At 56.4% G+C, this 22,413-nt stretch carries 15 protein-coding genes; 9 read left to right on the forward strand and 6 right to left on the reverse strand.

Annotated elements, in window-relative coordinates; genetic code table 11:
• Positions 1-3 precede the first annotated feature (3 nt).
• From Poly51_RS27035 to Poly51_RS27050, 4 genes are all read right to left on the reverse strand, one after another.
• A complete protein-coding gene (locus Poly51_RS27035; protein WP_146462013.1) occupies positions 4-3,729 on the reverse strand; it encodes a PVC-type heme-binding CxxCH protein in 3,726 nt (1,241 codons plus the stop codon).
• Between the two features lie 140 nt (positions 3,730-3,869).
• Positions 3,870-5,012, reverse strand: coding sequence for a glycosyltransferase family 2 protein (locus Poly51_RS27040; protein ID WP_146462015.1), 1,143 nt, complete (start codon positions 5,010-5,012; stop codon positions 3,870-3,872).
• Positions 5,009-5,824, reverse strand: a complete 816-nt coding sequence (locus Poly51_RS27045) for a lysophospholipid acyltransferase family protein (RefSeq protein WP_146462017.1) — start codon at positions 5,822-5,824, stop codon at positions 5,009-5,011. The genes Poly51_RS27040 and Poly51_RS27045 overlap by 4 nt, the downstream gene beginning before the upstream one ends.
• Before the next feature lie 94 nt (positions 5,825-5,918).
• A complete protein-coding gene (locus tag Poly51_RS27050) occupies positions 5,919-6,752 on the reverse strand; it encodes a DUF533 domain-containing protein (RefSeq protein WP_146462019.1) in 834 nt (277 codons plus the stop codon).
• 115 nt (positions 6,753-6,867) lie between these two features.
• On the opposite strand from Poly51_RS27050, the gene Poly51_RS27055 reads away from it, so the two are divergent.
• The 9 genes from Poly51_RS27055 to Poly51_RS27090 all read left to right on the forward strand — a co-directional run bounded on the left by Poly51_RS27055 (position 6,868) and on the right by Poly51_RS27090 (position 20,458).
• Entirely contained in the window at positions 6,868-7,557 is a 690-nt protein-coding gene (locus tag Poly51_RS27055; protein WP_246114808.1) for a hypothetical protein, read from the forward strand.
• 383 nt (positions 7,558-7,940) lie between these two features.
• Positions 7,941-9,836, forward strand: coding sequence for a 2-oxoacid:acceptor oxidoreductase subunit alpha (locus Poly51_RS27060; RefSeq protein ID WP_146462021.1), 1,896 nt, complete (start codon positions 7,941-7,943; stop codon positions 9,834-9,836).
• Between the two features lie 52 nt (positions 9,837-9,888).
• The gene (locus Poly51_RS27065) at positions 9,889-10,896 is read left to right on the forward strand and encodes a 2-oxoacid:ferredoxin oxidoreductase subunit beta (RefSeq protein WP_146462023.1); all 1,008 of its coding nucleotides are present in this window, start codon (positions 9,889-9,891) and stop codon (positions 10,894-10,896) included.
• A 132-nt stretch (positions 10,897-11,028) separates the two neighbouring features.
• Positions 11,029-11,970, forward strand: coding sequence for a cysteine synthase A (gene cysK, locus Poly51_RS27070; protein ID WP_146462025.1), 942 nt, complete (start codon positions 11,029-11,031; stop codon positions 11,968-11,970).
• 351 nt (positions 11,971-12,321) lie between these two features.
• Positions 12,322-12,792, forward strand: a complete 471-nt coding sequence (locus tag Poly51_RS31485) for a putative inorganic carbon transporter subunit DabA (protein WP_246114809.1) — start codon at positions 12,322-12,324, stop codon at positions 12,790-12,792.
• Positions 12,759-15,497 carry a DUF2309 domain-containing protein gene (locus tag Poly51_RS27075; RefSeq protein WP_246114810.1) on the forward strand — a complete coding sequence of 913 codons (2,739 nt, stop codon included), beginning with the start codon at positions 12,759-12,761 and terminating at the stop codon, positions 15,495-15,497. Before Poly51_RS31485 ends, Poly51_RS27075 begins: the two co-directional genes overlap by 34 nt.
• Complete coding sequence (locus Poly51_RS27080) at positions 15,494-16,888, forward strand: proton-conducting transporter transmembrane domain-containing protein (protein ID WP_146462027.1); 1,395 nt, start codon at positions 15,494-15,496, stop codon at positions 16,886-16,888. Before Poly51_RS27075 ends, Poly51_RS27080 begins: the two co-directional genes overlap by 4 nt.
• A 1-nt stretch (position 16,889) precedes the next feature.
• Positions 16,890-18,452, forward strand: a complete 1,563-nt coding sequence (locus Poly51_RS27085; protein ID WP_146462029.1) for a proton-conducting transporter transmembrane domain-containing protein — start codon at positions 16,890-16,892, stop codon at positions 18,450-18,452.
• 8 nt (positions 18,453-18,460) lie between these two features.
• Positions 18,461-20,458 carry a SulP family inorganic anion transporter gene (locus tag Poly51_RS27090; protein WP_146462031.1) on the forward strand — a complete coding sequence of 666 codons (1,998 nt, stop codon included), beginning with the start codon at positions 18,461-18,463 and terminating at the stop codon, positions 20,456-20,458.
• Positions 20,459-20,504: 46 nt separating this feature from the next.
• Here Poly51_RS27090 and epsC read toward each other — a convergent pair whose 3' ends face one another.
• Together epsC and Poly51_RS27100 are read right to left on the reverse strand one after the other, a co-directional pair.
• Positions 20,505-21,479 (reverse strand): serine O-acetyltransferase EpsC, encoded by a 975-nt coding sequence (gene epsC / locus Poly51_RS27095; RefSeq protein ID WP_146462032.1) that lies wholly within the window; start codon positions 21,477-21,479, stop codon positions 20,505-20,507.
• A 208-nt stretch (positions 21,480-21,687) separates the two neighbouring features.
• Positions 21,688-22,221 carry a hypothetical protein gene (locus tag Poly51_RS27100; RefSeq protein ID WP_146462035.1) on the reverse strand — a complete coding sequence of 178 codons (534 nt, stop codon included), beginning with the start codon at positions 22,219-22,221 and terminating at the stop codon, positions 21,688-21,690.
• Between the last annotated feature and the right edge of the window lie 192 nt (positions 22,222-22,413).

Genomic DNA, 22,413 nt, shown 5'->3' on the forward strand with positions numbered 1-22,413 from the left:
TGTCTATTTGTCTCCGTAAACAACGGCTTGCATCAAGTGAAATGTGCCTTTGCCTGACAGACCGACGCGGATGAACTTACCAATCGTCCCTTCGGGCAGGTCGATCATGACTTCACCATCCATTGAATCGGCCGACCAAACCTTGCGGTAGTCCTTGTCGTCGTCACTAACCCAAACCGTGATTCCGTCTTCGCGACCATAAAATTGCGATGACAGGCGATTACGCAACCAAAGGTGCCGGATCGGCTGAGACTTCGCCAATGCGATCGTGATGAACGGTCGCTCGGTATCGTGGTCGGAATGGAACGCGAAATCAAAGTCAGTTCGTTCGAACGGCGACAGAAACAGATGCAACTCGTTGTTGTGAGATGTTCGGGAAAAACCATCACCCAGTCGCAAACCCGCGTCTCGCGAAATCTCGACCGCGGATTGGTGCTCGCGAAGTGGCAGCGGTTTTCGATACGACGTGCTGACCCAACCATCCTTCTCGACGCCGCGGACGTCCCTTTGGCGTTTCAAGTACTCGACCAAGTCCAAAAACTCGATCGGTGCTATTGTCTTTGCCAGTCCCTCGGGCATCGAACTCGCCTTCATTTCTTTGCGAATCTCGATGTCGCCCTTCAACAAGGTTTCCTCCTTGCCGTTTGCGATTCCCAACGTGATCGATTCGTCATCCTCGCGAAGGATAAAGCCGTTGTGGGTCGTGCCGTCGTAGGTCAACAGTAACACGGTTTCGTAACCCTTCGATATTTCTTCGTTAGGCATCAGAATCGATGTCACCAACTTTTTCGCATCCATTCGCGACGCGACGTCGCTCAGGTCCGGCCCAAACTTTTTGCCTAAGTCTCCGACCATGTGACAGGCCGAACAGACTTGCTTGAAGACGCCCTCGCCCCGCCCGGCGTTGCCGCCACGAATGTCAACCAACTTCGCAATCGCCTTCTTCCGTGCTCGGGGATTGGCATCGACATTCTCGGCGATATCCAATGGCGCAGCGGCCGCGCCGCCGGGGCCGCTGGCTGTGAGGTAGCGTTTGAAGTGCAACTTGGCCTGATCCGACGACGATGCCAAGAATTCAGCGTCCTTGTTATGTTTCTCCCACCACGGTTTCGTCGCATGCAGCGTGTGTTCCAACGTGTACTCGATCCAGTAGTCCATCGGCTGGTTCGTGACGGACAAGGCTAACTCGGTCGCATCGTCTGATTCCAAAAAGCTGATCGCACGAACGGCTTCAAGTCGCACTCGCGGATGCGGATCCTTGACAGCGGCTGCGAAAATCTCCTTCGCGTTGGCGAAACGTTCCAATTCGTTGGACACCGTTGATACGGCCGCCGCGCGGGCATGGTATTCATCCGACGCCAAGATACGATCAACAAGCTTCGCACTGACGTCACGAAAGCTCTCTTGAATCCACATCGCTTCGCACAGCTTCATCGCATCGCTTTCGCCGTCGATCCAGCGATCGACCGCGGCAAAGACTTCGGCTTTGGGACGCAGACGAATTTCTCGACGCACTCGGTACCGCGTACGAAGCTCGGGAACAAGCAACTCGTCGAGCAATTGGTCCACCGAAAGTGTTTCCAAGTTGATCGGCGTCAACAAAGGCTTGTTCGTGTTGACCATGCGGTAAACGCGACCGTGGGTATGATCACGGTTCGGGTCTCGCTGCGAATATTGCATGTGACCGATCAGCGCGTTGCACCAATCGCCGAACCAAATGGCGCCGTCCGGACCAATCTTGGGATCCACGGGACGGAATGTCATGTCCGTTGAAGACAAAAGATCGTCGATTCGCTCGCCAACCATGCCCGCCGAGTCTTCGTCGTCGGTCAGAGTGAATCGTGGCATGCCGTGCATGTTGATCACGCACGCATAGATGAATTGGCCCTGCATCGATTCGGGTAGATGTCGTGAGTATAAGAACTCGTTCCCGACGGCTGGTCGCATGCCTTCGTTATCGAACACGGGTTCGAGGGTCTTTCGCGTTTCGACTTCTTTGCCCGACAAGGGCGATATCCAGTGCTGCTTGGCGTTCGTGCCGTCTCCGACCATGCCGTTGTTCCAGGGGTCGAACACCAAACACCAAGGGTTGCCGTAGCCCGGCGTCACAAAGTGCCGGAACTTTTGCGTCAATGGGTCGTAGACGTAGTCGCCGCCCCGGTTGCGATTTCGAAACGCGCCCCACGGCGTTTCCAAAGTCGTCGAAAGCGAGATGCCTTCAAGCATGTGCAATTGCCCGCCGTGCGAATACTCCCACGCGCCAACCGTGTGGTGAGTATCGTCCGTCGCAATTCCGTCGATCACTTGAACCACTTCATCGGCTTGGTCGTCACCGTCGGTGTCTTTCAAGAAAAGGATTCGGGGTTCATCGACCACCAGCACGCCGCCATCAAAGAACTCGAAACCGGTTGGGCAAATCAGCTTGTCGTAGAATGTCGTTGATTTGTCCGCTTTTCCGTCGCCGTCGGTGTCTTCCAGAATCAGCAACCGATCATCGGGGCGTTTGGCGCCGGGCTGCCACTGGGGATAGTTGGGCATGCACGAAACCCACAATCGGCCCCGCGAATCGAACGCGATTTGGTTCGGATTCGCCAGTTCAGGAAACTCACGTTCCGATGCGAATAGCTCGACGCGGAAACCGTCGGGCATGCTCATCATCTCGATGGACTCTTCGGGCGTCGGATAAACCAACACCTCTGGCTCGCGCATTTGACGAAAGTTTTCGTCTCGAGTTCCGAACATGGTTTCGGGGGTGAAGACTTCGCCGGTCTGCGAATCGTCGGGCTGTTCCGCAACCGGTCGGTCCGCCGCCAGATCCCAAATGTATTGGTCGCGGACGGAGTTCATCGACCGGATTTTGCGGTACTCGGTCGGAAAAGTTTCCGTGTCCCAGGTGCGTCGGCCACCGTAGACGTACCAACCGTTGAGCATCCGATAGTCTTGTTGGTGCAGCCAGGATTTGTCGTTAACCGTTTGGCGCACGGCGTCATAGCGAGGGTTCGCGGTCGGATCAGCCGATCCGTCGCCGAACAAAGATCGATCCATGATCTCGGCGAGCAACCTATCGCCCGCTTCATTCAGGTGAACGCCGTTGATCGTGTACTGAGCACCTGGCTGGGCGGAAAAGGCCTTTGCAGTGGGCGTCCAGACATCGACGAATCGATGGCCATCTTTCTGGGCCATTTCACGGATTGCATCGGAATAGATTCGAAGACTCGCATTGCGATCGCTGGCATCGGGGTGCAGCGGATTGTCGGTCGACTCGAACGCCGCAGGGCTCACCAGAACAAAACGGACCGGATGATCCGTGTCCGCGTACTCGGATGACAGTTCACCGATCCAGTTGCGATAGTTGGCGACGAATTGATCGACCGAAGCCTGATCGTTTCCATCAAAAGACTCGTTCGTGCCATAAAAGCACATCAGCAGCGTCGGCGAAAAAACCTTCAACGGATCGTCGATCGTCGTGTAACTTCCCGGCCGTTGCCGCTCGTCCACTTCGTCGGCGGGCCAACCAAAATTCCGAAAACGGATATTTGCGTCGGGATGCCCCAAGTGCAGACGCGTCTCGAAGTGACCAAACAGATTCATCCGCTCGGCCAGCGAATTGCCCACCGCGGCTATTTTTTCCCCCGCTTGGATTGTCAGCGCGTCCGTTTGATCTGCATGCGAAACGGAAACAGTCATGCATCCGAAAAAGAGCGAGCAGAAAAGTTGCTTCAACTTCATGTCTTAGGGACCCAGAAAAATGGGAGAAGGCGGGAGGGCAGGCGAGACCGATGAACGGCAAAGCCATTGTAATCAGTATTCTTATATTCGAGTGCAAAGAATCAACCTGCGAAATTGCGTCGCGAGGCTAACGGTTTGCGTCAAGTCTCGTTCCGTCCCCGCCATGCCACTTGCCGGCCGCAAAGATGGTTGACCAACGCGATCCATTGCAAAAACACAAAAATCGTTACCGCGACGGAGTGAAAAAGAACACCGGCGATCGGTTGACGCAGACGCTTTGCGGCGATCGCCCGCGGAAGATGCCCGGCGATGACTCCCGCAATCGAAACGAAGACAGCAATCGACTTGCCACCCGCAATCGCGGCCGCAAGCGTCACGATCGGCAGCACGCTGCCGCCGACCAGCAGCACCGAAAACGGGACAATCAGACGCGGGTTCGCGATGCCTTCGACTGCGTTCTTCAGGACGCCGCGAACGACCTGCGATGCGTCGGTATACATCCGGCATTCGGCCAGTGCGGTGCCGTCAATCACATCGGTGCTGAGGCCGACGTTGCGATAAGCACGCGGCAACTTCAATCCGTCGTGACGGGAACTCTTGATCGCTTCGTGCGTGCCCGCCGTCGTGTAAGCACTCTTGCGGGTCATGAACAATTGTCCGCAACCGGATGCGTACGACGGATGCGTGCTCGATCGCATTCGCACCAATGGCAAGAACCCAAGGAGGATGTAGTGCATCAGGGGGATGATCCACTTTTCCAACCACGTTCCCGTCTCTTGGTGCGGAAACGCGCTCAACAAATCAACGCCCGTTTTATCCTGGCGACGCGTTAGTGCCCAAAGCGTGCCCGGCGACAAACGAACGTCGGCATCCAGGAACACCATTCGGTCGTGAGTTGCGGCAGCGGCCAATTGGAAGCATGCATGCTGCTTGCCGTTCCATGCCTTGGGTAGAGCCTCGCTTTCGATCAACCGAACTCGGGAATCCGATGCGGCCATTTTACGAACGACAGTGGCTGTTTCATCGGTCGAATGATCGTCCAGTACCACGATCTCGACTTCGACGCCGTGGCTGGCAAGCGCCGCCGACACACTTTTGGCGATCGCCGATTCTTCGTCGCGCGCGGGAATCAGCACCGAAACGCGGCGATCCCGATCGGACTCCATCGGCGCGTGTGCAGCGAAATCGGTTTCGTCGACACAAAAAAGCGGCAGATTCGTCATGAACATCGCTAGCGGAATCATGGCTAGAACGAGTCCGAGGATGGAGAGCACCAAGATCATTCGAACTGGTTTCCGTGTTGGGCGCGAAAGCGTTTTCCGGTTGCCCAAGATTTGATTCGCCGAAAAAAGTCATATGTTCCTCCGGCACCGCGGCGACCGGACAACACGTTGTCAAACGGTTCGCTGGATCGAATGATGGACGACTGTGACAGTCGGCTTTGGTTTTCTCGCAAAGCCGCGGTCAACAATTCGTTCCAAGCCGCTTTGTCGATGCCGACGTGATCGCCAATTCGGATCGGTTCGCCGAGCCGGGCCATGCAAACGGGCAATCGCTCGTCCCAGAAAACGTACTCGAGTGCCAACGGCAAAGCCCAACCGCCCGAACGCTTCGAGCACAGGTGCGCCAGCCCCGGCATCAGCGGCGCCGTGTCATCGCGAGCATCACAGAACCGGCCTTCGGGTGTCATCCAAATGGCGGTGTTGGGCGTATCGAGAATTCGCTTACTCGTTTTCAAAAACGCAGCCGCGCCGCTGGCGTGATTCAACTCGACACCATAGAAACCCAGCTTCCCAAACACTTTGTATTGAGCCAAGGCCGACGCATCGATCGGCGCGAAAAACTGGCGTTCGGGGAACAGCGTCCGGTTCAAGTAATGCGCGACCAACGGGTCCCACCAAGACGGATGGTTGCCAAACACGACAAGCGGTTCGCCGTTACAAACGCTTGCACCGGATCTTGAATCTCGATCAACCGCGACGGCGTGGAAATGCCGACCGAGATAGGGTTTCAGGAAGCGGTGAAATCCGTCTTGGAACCAACCCGGAACAACGGGCACACCGTCGCTTGAATCATTCACGCGGGTTGATGCCATCGGTTCTATTGCTTTGCCGTCGCGGGACGACCCAGGATTTCCGCCATGCGAAAAAACGGGCGATTCTTACTACTTGAAAACGATCGATTGGGGTCTACCACAAGCATACCGCACCACAACGGCGGTGGATTTGATTGCACACCTGAGGGTCGATTCGCAAGCACTTCGCGAACTCGCGTAGGTAGTTCGCTTCCAATTGAGTATCGACGTCGATCGCCATCAACGAAACCTGGTAAACCTCGTATTCCATGCCGCGCGGCAGATCATGGATGAAGGCATGGACATCGTGACGTCGCCCGAACTCTCGCCTCAGGAACGCCACCTCATCCGGGTCGAGCGGTTGAAGTTGGTCGACGATACGATCCTGTTCGAGTTTGTCGATTCGTCCGTCGGATTGTGCGGCCATTACCATCGCTTCGATCAAGATTTCGGCGCGGCGGTGATACCCCAGGCCGCTGTGGTGATCATGGTGGTGGTCGCCGTGCCGCGGTTGTGGAGCATGGCGAACGGTCGGCGGTTGATACTCGGGACGTTGCACCCACTGGCTCGCCTGCGGTGCGAGCCGGCCGCCACCTCGGTGGTGGCGATGAACGCCGTCGCGGACGATGTCTTGAAAGGGTTGTTGAAATCGAGGATCGAACCGCGGATCGACCTGGCGCGGATCAGCTAGCCTGGGATCAGCTAGCCTGGGATCAACAGCGTCGTCATGGCGTTGACGTTGCTGGCGGGGATGATCACCGGCATTGGAGTCTGCGATTCCGTTGAGGATTTGTCCCAGGACGGCGCCATTGCCGCCGGTGCGCGCTGCTCGCTGGCTGAGCAAACCGCCGAGTATCTTGACTGCGTCCATCGATCGCTCCGATTCACCGTAGTGTTCAAGAAGAGTGTGGCCACTGTATCGGCCTGGCGCGTGTCGCCATTGAGTCATTTGTCTATTTCGGAGTATAGCGAATGGCCAAGGTCGGCGCTTTACCGCTGGTCGATTCGCCGACGAGGCGTCAAACTCCCGTTGGCTTGCTGCGTTCTTTGCAAGTTTCTGTTCATTGAAAATAAAGGCCGAACCGCTGGACGATCTGAAAACTGATTCCTTGATCGACCCTTCATTCCTATTTCGATTTGAATTGTCGATTCAACACGATCCATGCGAATGGTCGACAAAAGGCTTGTCTTTGCCGGCCGCTTGCCGCTTGCCGTCGCTGGGTGCGCTGGGCGATCGGCCGGTGTTTTCGGACGTTCGAATGGCGTGGTGCAAATCCGGAATCGGATTGCACATCAGCGTGAATGGCAAGCGACAGTTGCCCTGGTGCCGCGATTCGCGTCTAGAAGACAGCGATGGGTTTCATGTTTGGATCGATACGCGGTGCAGTCCATTGATCCACCGCGCCACACAGTTTTGTCATCGATTCTTGTTCATGCCTGCCGGTGGCGGCCCGAAACGCGAACATGCCACTGCGGCGATCATTCCAATCAACCGGGCACGCATGCATCCAAAATCGTTTCCGCCAAAAACATTGAAGATTGTCGGACTTCCTCGCCACGACGGGTACGAGATGTCGGGTTTTATTCCGTCCGACGCTTTGACCGGGTTTGATCCGGCGGACCAACCCCGAATCAGTCTGTATTACGCCGTCATCGACCGTGAACTCGGCTGGCAAACGCTTTCGCTCGGCCCCGAATACCCTGTCATGGAAGACCCCAGTCTGTGGGGCGAAGCCATCCTGTCCGGCGGATAGCAGCCTGTTGAAAAAGGTGTCTGACCCTTTGGAGACGTTGCTGACACATTGTGAATTCGAAACGTCGAAGAAGGTCAGACACCTTTTTCAACAGGCTGATAGGCCGCTCATTCTTGGCCTTCAGCGTCCCCATTCGTTGTCCCTCTGCCGTCTCGGCTGCGGCGGGTTGCGAGCGCAAGATTGTTAGCAATTTCGGTCAGAAGGCCGACGCTTTGGACGAACCATCGTATTTTTGGTCAAAAACAGAGCAACTGTGGCCGGAAAACGGCGTTTGCCCGTTACCAAAACGCCCGCGATTTATAGAATTTCGGTAAGTTCTGAACCCGGAACGATCGATACAACCCCTAAAGTCCCTCCTACTTACGCCAGAACCTGTTGCCAGCATGACGGTTTCCCCCACCACGACCAAAAAAGTCCAGTCCGTTTCTGGAATAACTGTCCGGCTCGCCGGCGACTCGGGCGACGGGATGCAGTTGCTTGGAACGCAGTTGACCAACACCAGCGCGTTGGCGGGAAATGACGTCGCCACGTTCCCGGACTTCCCCGCGGAAATCCGAGCCCCGCGAGGTACTCGCGCCGGAGTATCGGGATTCCAAGTTCAATTCGCTAGCGAAGAGATCTTCACGCCCGGTGATGTCTTGGATGCACTGGTGGTGATGAACCCTGCAGCGATGGTCACCAATTTGGGCGATCTTCGCAAAGGCGGCATCCTGATCGCCAACGAAGACGGATTCAACGACAAAGAATTCAAGCTCGCCAAAGTCGAATCGAACCCGCTTGAAGCCAGCGTGATCGAAGAAACTTACCGCGTCGTCAAAGTACCGATGACCACATTGACTCGCGATGCCGTCGCCAGCTTTGACCTTGGCGTCAAACTTGCCGATCGCTGCAAAAACTTCTTCGCGATGGGTTTGGTGTATTGGCTGTTCGGCCGATCGCTGGAGCCGACACTGAGATTCATCGAGGACAAGTTCGGTAAGAAGCCTGATGTCGCGGCGGCCAACGTCGCGGCCCTTCGCGCCGGCTGGGCTTTCGGTGAAACGACCGAAGCGTTCGGCGAAAGCTACCAGGTCGAAGCGGCCGAGCTGAAACCGGGCACGTATCGCAACATCATGGGCAACCAAGCGATCGCGATGGGATTGGTCGCCGCTTCCAAAGTCAGTAACAAGGAAATGTTCTACGGAACGTACCCCATCACGCCGGCAAGCGATATTTTGCACGAGCTGACGAAGTTCAAGAACTTTGGCGTTCGCACGTTCCAAGCCGAAGATGAAATCGCGGCGATCTGCGCCACGATTGGCGCCGCGTTCGGGGGAAGCATGGGCGTGACCGCCAGCAGCGGCCCCGGCATCGCGTTGAAGGGCGAAGCGATGGGGTTGGGAATGATGTTAGAGTTGCCGATGATCATCATCGACGTCCAACGTGGCGGTCCGAGTACGGGGCTGCCGACGAAGACCGAACAGAGCGACCTGTTACAGGTGATGTTCGGGCGCAATGGCGAATCCCCGTTGCCAGTATTGGCGCCGCGTTCACCCGGCGACTGTTTTGACATTGCGATCGAAGCTTGGCGAATCGCGACGGAGTGCATGTGCCCGGTCATCATTTTGTCCGACGGATACATCGCTAACGGAAGCGAGCCATGGCGTGTGCCAAAAATGTCGGAGCTGCCGAAGATCGAAATTTCGCACCCCGAGGGCACCGACGACGAAACTGCGTTTAAGCCTTACGCTCGCGACGAAAATCTGGCACGGCCGTGGGCGGTTCCCGGGACTCCGGGATTGATGCACCGCGTCGGTGGTCTTGAAAAAGAAGACGTGACAGGCAACGTCAGCTATGACCCCGCCAATCACCAACACATGACGAACACGCGAGCCGCGAAGGTCGCCAACATCGCCAAGCGGATTCCCGCCCAAGATGTATTTGGCGAAACGTCAGGCGACGTGTTGGTCATTTCGTGGGGCGGGACTTACGGATCGTGTCACACTGCGGTTGATCGCATCCGAAAAGCCGGCCATAAGGTCAGCCATGCCCACGTTCGCTACATGAATCCGATGCCGGCCAACATGGGCGAACTGATGAAGTCGTTCACGAAGGTCGTCGTTCCCGAGCTGAACACCGGACAACTGCGGATGCTGTTGCGAGCCGAACACTTGGTCGACTGCATTGGCATCAATAAAGTCCAAGGCAAGCCCTTCACAGTCACCGAGTTGGTCGAACAGATCTCAGCGATTGCGGTCGACGCGGAAGCATCCGATCCTGGCAAGCGCCACGCTTCCTAAACTGACCTAACGACGTCCCACCTTACTTCTAGCACCCAACACCGATCTTTCCATGTCTCTTCCTGTTTTAAAAGCTTCCGACTTCGCCTCCAACCAAGACGTCCGTTGGTGCCCCGGCTGTGGCGACTATTCGATTCTGGCACAAATGAAAAAGGTGCTGCCGGAATTGGGAGTGCCACGTGAAAAGATCGTCTTCATCAGCGGCATCGGGTGCAGCAGCCGATTCCCGTACTACATGAACACGTACGGCATGCACTCGATTCACGGCCGCGCGCCGGGATTCGCAACTGGCCTGAAGTCGACGCGTCCCGACTTGATGGTTTGGGTCATCACTGGGGACGGCGATGCGTTGTCCATTGGCGGTAATCACTTCATCCACATGTTGCGCCGGAACATCGACGTCAATGTGGTGCTGTTTAACAACCGCATCTATGGCTTGACCAAGGGGCAATACAGCCCGACCAGCAAAGAAGGCCAGATCACCAAGAGCACGCCGATGGGATCGATCGACCATCCATTGATGCCGTTGTCGTTGGCACTGGCGGCGGAAGCGACGTTTGTGGCGCGATCCATCGACGCCCACGTCAAACATTTGGGCGAAACGCTCGCCCGTGCGGCCGCTCACAAGGGAACGTCCTTGGTCGAGGTTTACCAAAACTGCAACGTCTTCAACGACGGCGCGATGGCATATGCCCAAGAGAAGAAACAGCGCGCCGACAACGTCATCGAACTTGAACACGGCAAGCCGCTTATCTTCTCGGGCGGAACCAAGGGGATTCGCTTGGTCGGCAATCACTTGGAAATCGTCAACACGGCCGATGTCCCCACGGACGACTTGCTGATCCACGATGAAAAGTCGCCCAACCCGTCGATCCACATGATGCTGGCCCGCATGAGCTACCCCGAAATGCCGGAACCGATCGGAGTCTTCCGAGCCGTCGAGGGCGTCGCAACTTATGACGACCAAATCAATCAGCAGGTCGAATTGGCAAGAAGCAAAAAGGGCGAAGGCGACCTTGAGAAACTGTTCGCCGCCGGGGACACCTGGACCGTGAAGTAATTTGGCAGCAACCTTGATCGTTTCACTTTCCACCCATTACACCGCGTCCGTAGCTCCATAGCATCGTGGACCAGTGTTTTTGGGTTGGCGAGAGACGAGTGAATCTGAAAACTGAAATCGGGAGATTTTTTGATGGCAAGAAGCAAAAGCTACTCGGACATTACCAAGGCTGTCGGCGACACCCCGATGATCCAGATCAACCGCCTAGTTCCCGCCGGCGGAGCGACGGTTTTCGCAAAGTGCGAATTCTATAACCCGCTCAACAGCGTCAAGGACCGCATCGGCGCGGCCATGATCGCCGCTGGTGAACGAGACGGATTGATCAACAAAGAAACTCACATTGTTGAACCGACCAGCGGCAACACCGGCATCGCGTTGGCATTCGTTTGCGCCGCCAAGGGTTACAAGCTGACGCTGACGATGCCTGAGTCGATGTCAGTAGAACGACGCGCACTGCTGCGAGCGATGGGCGCGAACTTGGTTCTGACCCCGGCCGGCGACGGCATGAAAGGTGCCATCAATCGTGCGATGGAATTGGTCGAAAGCACGCCCAACGCCTACATGCCCCAGCAATTCGAAAACCCTGCCAACCCCGCGATTCACGAAGCGACCACCGGTCCCGAAATCTGGGAAGACAGCGGTCACAACATCGACGCGATCGTCGCGGGAGTGGGCACCGGTGGCACCATCACCGGTGTGGCGAAGTTTTTGAAAAAGCAAAATCCGAACTTCAAGGCCTTTGCCGTTGAGCCGACGCATTCGCCCGTGATTAGCGGCGGCGCCCCCGGCAAACACCGTATCCAAGGCATCGGCGCGGGCTTCGTCCCAAAGAACTTGGACGTTTCGATCGTTGACGACGTCGTTCAAGTCGATGACGAAGATGCGTTCGAGTGGGGCCGCAAGCTGGCCAAGATGGAAGGCATCGTTGGTGGCATCAGCAGCGGAGCCAACATGTGGGCAGCCGCACAAGTCGCCGCACGTCCCGATATGAAGGGCAAGCGCATCGTCACGATCATGTGCAGCCTCGGCGAACGCTACCTCAGCACGCCACTGTTCGGCGATCTCGGCCTGTAGCAACGGATCAGTTGTGATTTTTTGAGAATGTCTCATCTGAATGTCGCCTGTTGCTCGGCAAAAGGCTTGGCAGATGACGCTACTTTCGCAGAGCGAAAGACGAAATCATAAAGTCAAAACCAAGGCGCGACTCGCATCCATGAGGCCAACATCCCATGGCCTTCTTGCACTGTTGCGGTGCATGGCGGAAACACGCCACACCACCGCGTTTTCTATTGGGATTTGTTAGATAAAATACGAGTCGGACGTGGGATGCCAACTTTCGCGGCAACTCGCATACAGTACGCTACGGACAAAACGGGGCCAAGAGAAAGGGCCGCGTCCCTTCCGCTACTTTAAAACCGACTCAACATGCGCGACACGTCATCCAGTGTTGTTTCATCCGATCCATCTTTTTCGACGACTTCGTCGACCGGATTGAAGTCGCAAGTCTCTGCTGAAACCGTTGACCGAATCAAGCATGCCATCGAGCACGCGACGCACTATCTGCCGTCGCAGGGCCCGATCTCGATCTTCGTTCACCACAACACGCTGCACTCGTTCGAGGATCTGCCGTTCGAGGAAGCGGTGCTCGCCGGTGGTGCGATGTACGACTGCCAGCCGTATCTTTCCGAGGGCCGCTACCGCGAAGCACTCCGACGTGGCCGGATCACCCTGGACGAACTTCGCGACGTGTTGCTGGATGATCTGGGGGACGAAGCCGACGATTTGGTCGCCAGCTTCGGAACGCTGTACACATTGCGTTTGTCGATGCTACAGATGCCGCCTCACGAAGCCCCGACGCCGAGTTGCAATGGTTGTTGGCGGAATCGGATCTGCTGAAGAAGTTTAACGAATCGGTGCCCACGCAGGTCGCCGATCGGATGGTCGGCGGAACGCATCAATGGGTTTACCGCCATCGAGACAATAAGCAAAACGAATCCGACGGCAACACCGACGGATCGGTCAAGCAACTGGACGCTCCTGACGCCGCACTGCTCGCGTCAATGCTGAAGCAATTTCGAGATCACAACATCGATTCCTGGTCAAAGTCGAAGTGGACCGCGTTTGTTTTGGAACTGCTTTGGAATGTCTGTCATCGCGGCGTCGAACAAGCCGGGCTCGCCGCGCCGACGCTGCCTCGCCCGCTGCGTCATCGCGACAGTTTGCTGCGAGCGACCGGCGTCGATTCAGATCAGCTGGTCCACGAAGTGATGATTCGGTTTTGCGGAGTCTTTTTGGACCAAGGCTTTGCCGGATTGTCGCTGCCACTTCGCGAATCCGGGTTTGCGGCGTCGTTCGCGAACTTGTATTTGCAACCGATGTCGATCATGCCGTCATGGATGAAGCCGATGCGGGCAGAACTGGCGTCGATCGCCATGGGCGGCTTCGACGTGCATCGTTCGATCGCTCAATCGCTTCAATCGCTGGGCGTCGACGACACCGAGCAGAAGGATTATATCCACCAAACGATGCTGGCCCTGCGAGGTTGGGCGGGAATGATATGGCAGATGGAAACCGCCGCACCGTTCTTTCCCATGCCCGCGCCGGCCGGATCATTAGCCGAGTTCATCGCGATCCACTTGATGCTGGAACGGCACGCGATTGCCGATGCGGGAAAACGCTTATACGGAACGACCGATCTGCACCAGATTCATTCGCATACATCAGCCAAAGCCGCCACCGTGCCCGTCGCGTCGGTCGAGCAGCGAACCTACACCGTTTTTCAACTCGCTCAAACCGGCGGCTGGATGCCCGACCAATTGCTCGCCATGTCCCAGCCGCAATGGCAGCGACTGATCGGCGCGATCGAGTCGTTCACGGAACACGATCGACGCCGCATCTTTCATTTGGCTTTCGAGAAACACTATCGAACCGACACGCTGAACGCCATCGTCAATCATGGCAAGCGAGTTGCGATGCGGCCGAAACAGGAAGTCAAGACGCCGCCCGCTTACCAAGCCATCTTTTGCATCGACGATCGCGAAGAGTCCATTCGTCGTCATTTGGAAGAAGCCGATCCCGCATGCGAGACGTCCTCGGCGGCCGGATTTTTTGCCGTCGCGATGTACTACCAAGGCGCTGATCACGCACACTATCGTCCACTGTGTCCGAACGTGATCACGCCGTCACACTACGTTCGCGAAGAGCCGTTGTTTTCGTCGGTCGAAGACAACGAGAAACGCGCCCAGCGGCGTCGACGCATCGGCGCCGTCACCCACCAAGTGCACGCCAGTTCGCGGACCATGTTGGGCGGTTGGATCACGGGCATCTTTGGCGCCGTCGCGACCTTCCCGATGGTGGCTCGCATCATGGCGCCCAGATTGACGTCGCAGGTACGCGAGTTGGTCGGTTCGCTTACGCGCCCCCCGGCCACCGAACTCCATATCGAGCGGATCACCGAAGAACCGGGCCAGGACTTTGACGCGCTCGGGTACAGCTTGCCCGAAATGGCGACGATTGTCGTTCGAATTTTGCAAGACATTGGGATGGTCGAGAGCTTGCCGCCGATCACGGTCTTCTTTGGACACGGTTCGAGCAGTTTGAACAACCCGCACGAATCGGCTTACAACTGTGGCGCGTGCAGCGGAGGTCGTGGCGGTCCCAACGCGCGAGCTTTCGCCATGATGGCAAACGATTCGCGTGTTCGCGCACTCGTCGCAGAGCAAGGTATCGTGTTACCCGATGACGTGCGATTCGTCGGCGCGTACCACAATACGTGCAGTGATGATGTCGAATACTACGACTTGGATCTCTTGCCACGCAGCCACCGCAACCTGTTTCGCCGCATCGAAGCGTCGGTCAACGAAGCCCGAGCGCGAAACGCACATGAACGATCCCGCCGTTTCGAGTCCGCACCGTTGGACATGACACCGAGTCTCGCACTCGAGCACGTCGAGCAGCGCAGCGAAGATCTGTCGCAAGCCCGACCCGAATACAACCATGCCACAACGGCCATGGTCTTGGTCGGTCGTCGAGAATGGAGTCGCGGCTTGTTTTTGGACCGTCGCTCATTCTTGACGTCCTATGATCCGACGATCGATGATGAAAACGCGACCATCCTGGCTCGCATTTTGGCTGCGGCGATTCCTGTTTGCGCCGGGATCGGGTTGGAGTACTATTTTTCGACCGTCGACAACGAAGGCTACGGTTGCGGATCAAAATTGCCACACAACATTGCATCGATGTTGGGTGTGATGACGGGTGCGTCCAGCGATTTGCGCCCCGGACTTTCACAGCAGATGGTCGAGATACACGAGCCGATGCGAATCCTGTTTGTCATTGAAACGACGCCCGCACGGATGCTGGCCATCATGGCAGGCAACGAAACCATCCATCGTCTTGTCAGCGGACGGTGGGTCCAGTTGGCCGTTTATGACGCAGAGACTTCAACGATTCAGCAGTACGTCGATGGTCAGTTCCGAGCGTATGTTCCAACGACGGACGAACTTCCAATATCGCCGTCATCGATCGATTGGTATCGAGGGCAACGCGATCACTTGGGATTCGCAACACTGAACGCCGGCCATCCACGAGGTGAGCAATGAACGCGACGGAACTGGTTTTTCAGGCGTTGGGCACTGCCGTCGTCGTCAGCCCGCTGATTTTGGTCGCTATCCTTGGCTTGTCGGCGCTAGTGGGTCGGGCTCTAAGTGAGACCACGATCTCGCGATTGACCCAGGCTTCGGTGCTGTTTTCGCTGATGCCGGCGATCGGCATTTTGGCGATGATGTTGATTTTGGGAACTCGATATGTTCCCATCGAATGGGGTGACTGGGTGTCGATCCCCGAACAGGACTTTCACTTTCACGTGAAGTTTGTTTTCGATCGATTGAGCGTTCCGTTTGTGATTCTGTCGTGCGTGCTGTGCGGTGTCGTGGGCGCGTTCACGCGGCGGTACCTGCACCGTGAAGACGGCTACTCACGCTTCTTTTTGTACTACGCCATGTTCTTCACTGGCATGGTGATGTCGTCGCTTGCCGGAACAATCGAAACGCTGTTCGTCGGCTGGGAAATGGTCGGTTTGTCGTCGGCACTTTTGGTCGCCTATTTCGATCAACGTGAAAACCCGGTTCGTAGTGGACAACGCGTGTGGTCGATCTATCGCCTGTCCGATGCTGCGTTTTTGATTGCGGCAATTTCGATCCACCACATGACCGGCGAAGGTGATTTCGGCGGCTTGATGAGCAGCGGTATATGGCCCGAAGGCACCGCGGCAGTCACGCCACAGCAGGCGTTGTTCGTTGGCGCGTTGTTGTTAGTCGCGGCAGCCGGCAAGTCCGCGTTGTTCCCGTTTTCGGGTTGGTTGCCGCGAGCAATGGAAGGACCGACACCGTCAAGTGCCATTTTCTACGGCGCCCTTTCGGTTCACTTGGGTGTGTACTTGTTGTTGCGAGTCAGCCCATTGCTTGACGTTTCGACGACGCTGCGAGTCATGGTGGTCACGTTGGGGGTCGTGTCGGCGGGATGCGGCGCGTTGATGTCGCGAGTCCAACACGACGTCAAGGTATCACTGGCCTACGCGTCGCTGACGCAAGTCGGAATCATCGTCGTTGAGATCGGACTGGGGCTGCACTATTTAGCGCTGGTCCACATCATCGGCCACGCTTGCATGCGAACGATGCAACTGCTTCGTGCACCGACGTTGCTGCGAGACTACCAGAACATGGAAAACGCCATGGGCAGTCGCTTGCCGGCGGGTAAGTCTCGTCTTGCAAAGTGGATGCCCAACTCGATCGAGCAATGGTGTTATCGATTCGGCTTCGATCGAGGCTTTATGGATACGGCATTGGATCAGTGGATCGTACATCCGTTCGTGTTTCTATTCCAAAAGTTTGATTCATGGGAACGAGCGACGACGGATTGGATGTCGCACGAACCGTCACGCGAATCCGACGCGACCAAACTGCATCCCGAATCAACGCGAAAGACTGCTTAGAATGGGTGAACTTCATTTTCCCTGGATGGAAACGTCGATCCTTGTGCCGCTTGTTGGCGCGGTTTGGATCCGATTTTTTGCCAATCCCGACAATTCGTTCCGTCAAGCGATCGCGATCAGTGCCTTGACGCTTGCGTTAACAGTCGGCGAGTTGATTGACTTTGTCACGCTGGGCACGTTCGCGGCTCACGATCACTGGGCATTGATCGATTGGTTGTTTCATCAAGAAGTCTTTGTTGTTGACGAACTGAGTGCGTTTCTGTTGCCGTTGGGGGCGTTGATCCACTTGGTAACGGTGCTGTCGACATTAAGAACCAAGGCTCCCCGGTTTTCATTGACGTCGTGTTTGGTTTCCGAATCCATCTTGTTGGCGACGTTCAGTTGTCGTGCATCGTGGACACTGGTCGCGTTGTTAACCGCCGCCACAGTGCCGGTCTATCTGGAATTGAGACGACGCCGACGCTGCACACGCATCTTCGTGTTCCATATGTCGGCATTCGTTGGATTGCTTGTCGTCGGCTGGGCGATGTTGCAGTACACGGGTTCGTCGTCTGAGTACGTGTTGATCCCAGGCGCCCTGCTGACGGCCGCCGCACTGATCCGAAGCGGAATTGCACCCGTTCACCTTTGGATGACTGACCTTTTCGAGAAGTCAACTTTTGGCACCGCAATCTTGTTCGTCACACCACTGACCGGCGCCTATGCGGTGATGCGATTCGTGCTACCGATCGCCCCGGCATGGGCGTTGCAAAGCATCGCGGTGCTGTCATTGACCACCGCAGTTTACGCGGGCGGCATGTCGCTGATTCAAAAAGAAGCGCGGCGGATGTTCTGTTTCCTGTTTCTAAGCCAAGCGTCGTTGGTTTTGGTAGGCTTAGAAATTGTCACGCCAATCGGCTTGACGGGAGCCCTTTGCGTTTGGTTATCCGTCGGGATGTCGCTGACCGGATTCGGAATCACCCTTCGATGCATCGAAGCGAGAATTTCACGGATTTCGTTGGCCGATTTCCATGGACTCAATCGTCAGATGCCGACTCTTGCTGGCTTCTTCTTGCTGACCGGACTAGCATCGATCGGGTTTCCATTCACCGTCGGCTTCGTCGGAATGGAGCTGTTGATTGACGGTGCGGTCGAGGTGTACCCGATTGTCGGAACTATGGTTGTGATTGCAGCGGCATTGTGCGGAATTTCCGTCATGCTTGCCTACTTCCGCATCTTTACCGGACAAGCGAAAACGACGTTGATTCCGATGCATGCTCGGATGTCCGAACGAATTGCTGTTGTGATGCTTAGTGTGTTGATTATCGGTGGCGGCCTGGTTCCTCAACCCGGCGTAGCATCACGCTATCACGCGGCCAATGAACTATCGCAACAACGTCAATTGAACCCCATGACCACCGTCAACGGCGTGGTACACGAACACGTGACGGCCGCCGACGACGCAGGAGCCCCGGATCCAACTTTCTCCAACGAATCCGTCATTTTGAATCCCCCCGACCAATCACACCCGACCAATCACACCCGACCAATCACACTCGACCGATTGAAGACAACTCAACCGTGAATCAACCCATGACACATGATCGCGAGATTCCGAAGGGCAACGCGGAAGGTTTCATCAAATACTTTAAGCACGACTTCGTGTCGGGCCTTTCGGTATTTTTGATCGCTTTGCCTCTTTGTTTGGGAATCTCGATTGCAAGCGGTTATCCGCCGATCGCTGGGATCTTTACCGCGATCGTCGGTTCGATTGTTGCCACGCTGATCAGCAATTCGGAACTGACGATCAAGGGTCCTGCCGCCGGCTTGATCGTGATTGCGGTCGGTTGCATCGAAGCGTTTGGCGGCGACGGAATGGCCGGCGGCTGGACAGAGATCGACGTCACAGCCTATCGATCTGCCTTGGCGGTGGGTGTTGCCGCGGCGGCCCTGCAGGTCTGCTTCGGTTTTTTCCGCGCAGGCATTTTGGGAGAATTCTTTCCGAACTCGGCAGTCCATGGCATGTTGGCGGCGATCGGCGTGATCATCATCGCAAAACAGATACCGGTCGCGTTGGGTGTCGTCGGATCGGGTGGCCCGCTTGAAATGCTTCGACAGATTCCGGCGTACGTTGCCGAGGCGAATCCTGCGATCGCATCGATCGGTGTTGCCAGCATCTTGATCATGTTTCTTTGGCCGAACGTGGGGAAACGCTTTCCCATTGCAAAGGTATTGCCGTCGCCGCTGATCGTCCTTCTGGTCGCCGTTCCGATGGGCATGCTCTTTGACCTGATGCACTCGCACTCGTACACGCTTCAAAACCACCAATACCAGTTGGGTGAGCAGTATCTGGTTGCGATGCCCGATCGAGTCTTCGGGATGTTCGACCAAATCACTACTCCTGATTTTTCGGCGCTTCGACAACCCAAAGCCTGGACATGGGTGTTCATGTTCTTTGTGATCGGCAGCCTCGAATCGCTGCTGTCAGCGAAAGCAGTCGACTTGATCGACCCATGGCGTCGCAAAACCAACATGGACCGCGATGTGATCGCCGTCGGTGTCGGCAACCTGTGCGCATCGATGGTCGGCGGATTGCCGATGATTTCAGAAATCGTTCGCAGCAAGGCTAACATCGACAACGGGGCCAGAACACGGTTTGCCGATTTATGGCACGGAATATTTTTGTTGGTTTGCGTCGCGATGATCCCGATGGTATTGCACCGGATTCCGATGGCGGCGTTGGCAGCGATGCTGATCTACACGGGTTCTCGCTTGGCACACCCAAACGAATTCATGAATGTGTGGCGAACCGGGCGCGAACAGTTGCTCGTGTTCGTCGTCACATTGGTCGCCGTTTTGGCCACGGACTTGTTGATCGGAATTGGGATCGGAATCGCGACCAAGGCGGTCATCCACTTGTCCAATGGAGTTCCTTTGCGATCGATGTTTAAACCCGACATTGAGATCGCCGACGACGACGGCGAAACGGTTCGGATTGTGGCGTACAAGTCAGCCGTTTTCAGCAATTGGATTCCGATTCGACGACGCATCGAGAGCGTGGGTTTGCTGGAGCGACGAAACGTAGAATTTGATTTATCGGAAACCGAGTTTGTCGACCACAGCGTTATGGACAAACTCCACGAAGTCGAAGAAGACTTCACCCAAGCCGGATTGTCGTTTCGTGTCGTCGGACTAGACGAGCACCAACCCCTGGCAAGCCACCAACACGCCGCGCGGCGAAAGGGTCTGTGTTCGATCAAACGCATCACGATGATGACCGCACCGGAAAACGAAGCGATGCTGACGGCCGAATGCATTCGACTGGGTGCGACGGGTTACACATCGGTGGATTGTCGCGGAGTCGGCAAGCAGGGAATTGACAACGAATCGATCGTCGCGATTTCCCAGGTACGCATCGAGGTGATGGCGACACAGGACGTTTGCACTTCAATCCTAGACTTCATTCGTCGCGAAGTTCAGCCGAACCACCGATTGACGTTCATGGTTGAATCGGTCCAGGTTTCGCGTTTGCACGCTTTCGTCACCCCCCCAAAAGATTCGCCCTCCCACAACCAACCGGTCGAAGCTTAACAGAATGTCCAAGCATGCGGCCTTGTAAAAGTGCGTTTGACGATCGTCAGATTTGGAAGTTCAGATCGTGTTCGAGCACTTCGTTGTCAGCCGACGCACCGCGAACTTTCAATTGCGGTTTTTCCAACACCACCGTCGTGCTTGGTGAAACGCTTTTGGTGATCCAGACGCTTGACCCGATCACTGAATTGCGGCCAACCACCGTACGACCACCCAATATCGTTGCGTTCGCGTAAACGACCACGTGATCTTCAATGGTGGGATGCCGCTTTTGCCCACGGATCAGCGCGCCTTCGTTGTCCGTTGGAAAACTGAGCGCGCCCAAGGTGACGCCCTGATATAGTTTGACGTGCTCACCGATCTCGCATGTTTCGCCGATGACGACGCCGGTACCGTGATCGATGAAGAAGTAGTCACCAATGGTTGCACCGGGGTGAATGTCGATGCCCGTTTCCTTATGCGCCCATTCGGTCATCATGCGAGGAATGAACGGCACATCCAGTTGCACCAATTCGTGTGCGATTCGGTAGATCGTGATTGCTTCGAAACCGGGATAGCAAAAGACGACTTCATCCGTTGTCTGGCATGCCGGGTCGCCGTCATAGGCGGCTTGGACATCTGTCGCAAGCGTCTTGCGAAGCTTGGGAATTCGTTTGAGCAACTCGATCGCCATCGTTTGCCCCTTGGCTTCGAAGTCGATGTCGCTTTCGCAGTCGTTGTGCTTCGCCGTCACACGATCCTCGTGACGCAACGCCCGAGCGATCTCTGTGGTCAATTGGTCATGCAACGTATCGACCAGCCCGCCGACGTGGTAGCGAATGTTACCCGTATGCAAACCGACTTTGCGGCGGTAACCGGGATACAGAATGTCTTTGATGTTCAGCAGGATCTCGACGACCCCGGTGTAGGATGGCAGCGCGCAGTGACCGAGGTGGTTGATCGAGTCTTCCGCCGTGTAGGTGGACACGATCTCGTCGGTCAAGTTTGGAAGCTGTTCTTTTAAGCGAAAGTCAGATGCCACGGTGATCTCTCGATGCGGGTTGGTGAATGGCTTTGCGCTACCCTACGAACAACGACCAGTTCGGGATTTCCCGACTGGCCGCTGTGTGTCTTTTACAATCTCTGGACTGAGTTCTCTCCGATTGGCTCGCGCCATTCCTTGCGTTTCAAGCAGAATTCCTCTCCTCGAATCGTCGGATCGACTTAGAACCCGATTCCTGACTTGACCCTTAGCGGCCGATCGTTGGCGGGTTGTCCACGAAGAAGTCTCGTGGGCCGCGAACGCTATAGTAAGGATAGGCAACTTGAGCCGATGGCGGGCCCGGGGTAAATGGGCGGCTATTCAGCGCGTTGCCCGCTTGATGGCCCAAAAGGCCCGGTTGCAGGTGCGAACTATAATCCAAACCGCCTTGCTGCCATCCCAACGGTCCGGCTTGGCACCCGGTGCGACATCCGCCGTTACAGCATCCGACGCCGGCCATTCCGCCGAGGTGTCCGATCAATCCACTTTTGCCACAGTTGCACGAACCGCTGCCGTTACAGGCATCGGCCGCACGCTTACTCTTGAGCCGGCTTAGCATGCCGACCGGGCCGCTGTTACCACACTCGTTACAGCCGCCGCATTCGCCGCCGCCGCACGACTGGACGCTCGACCCACATGCGCCCGATTGACAGCCACCGCCGCCTCGCACGTTGTGGTGCAGGCAACCGGTCGATCCGACAAGCAAGGCCGCGATCGACCCCATCCATAGCCAACGATACATTGCGGAATCCTTCCGATTTTACGCCCGCCCGAGGGCGGCAATTGATGTTTGGTTCATTGAAGCGGTACTTACACCTCGCTCCCGTTGGTAGTTTCGGCTTCCCATTCGGTCCCGTGCACACAATCGGCTCTACCAGACCAGTCTGAATAAAAAGACGGCGTCATCGTCTCCGCAAATTGCCCAATCCCCCAC

Origin of the sequence: Rubripirellula tenax, assembly GCF_007860125.1 — a bacterium.
Lineage (GTDB): Bacteria > Planctomycetota > Planctomycetia > Pirellulales > Pirellulaceae > Rubripirellula > Rubripirellula tenax.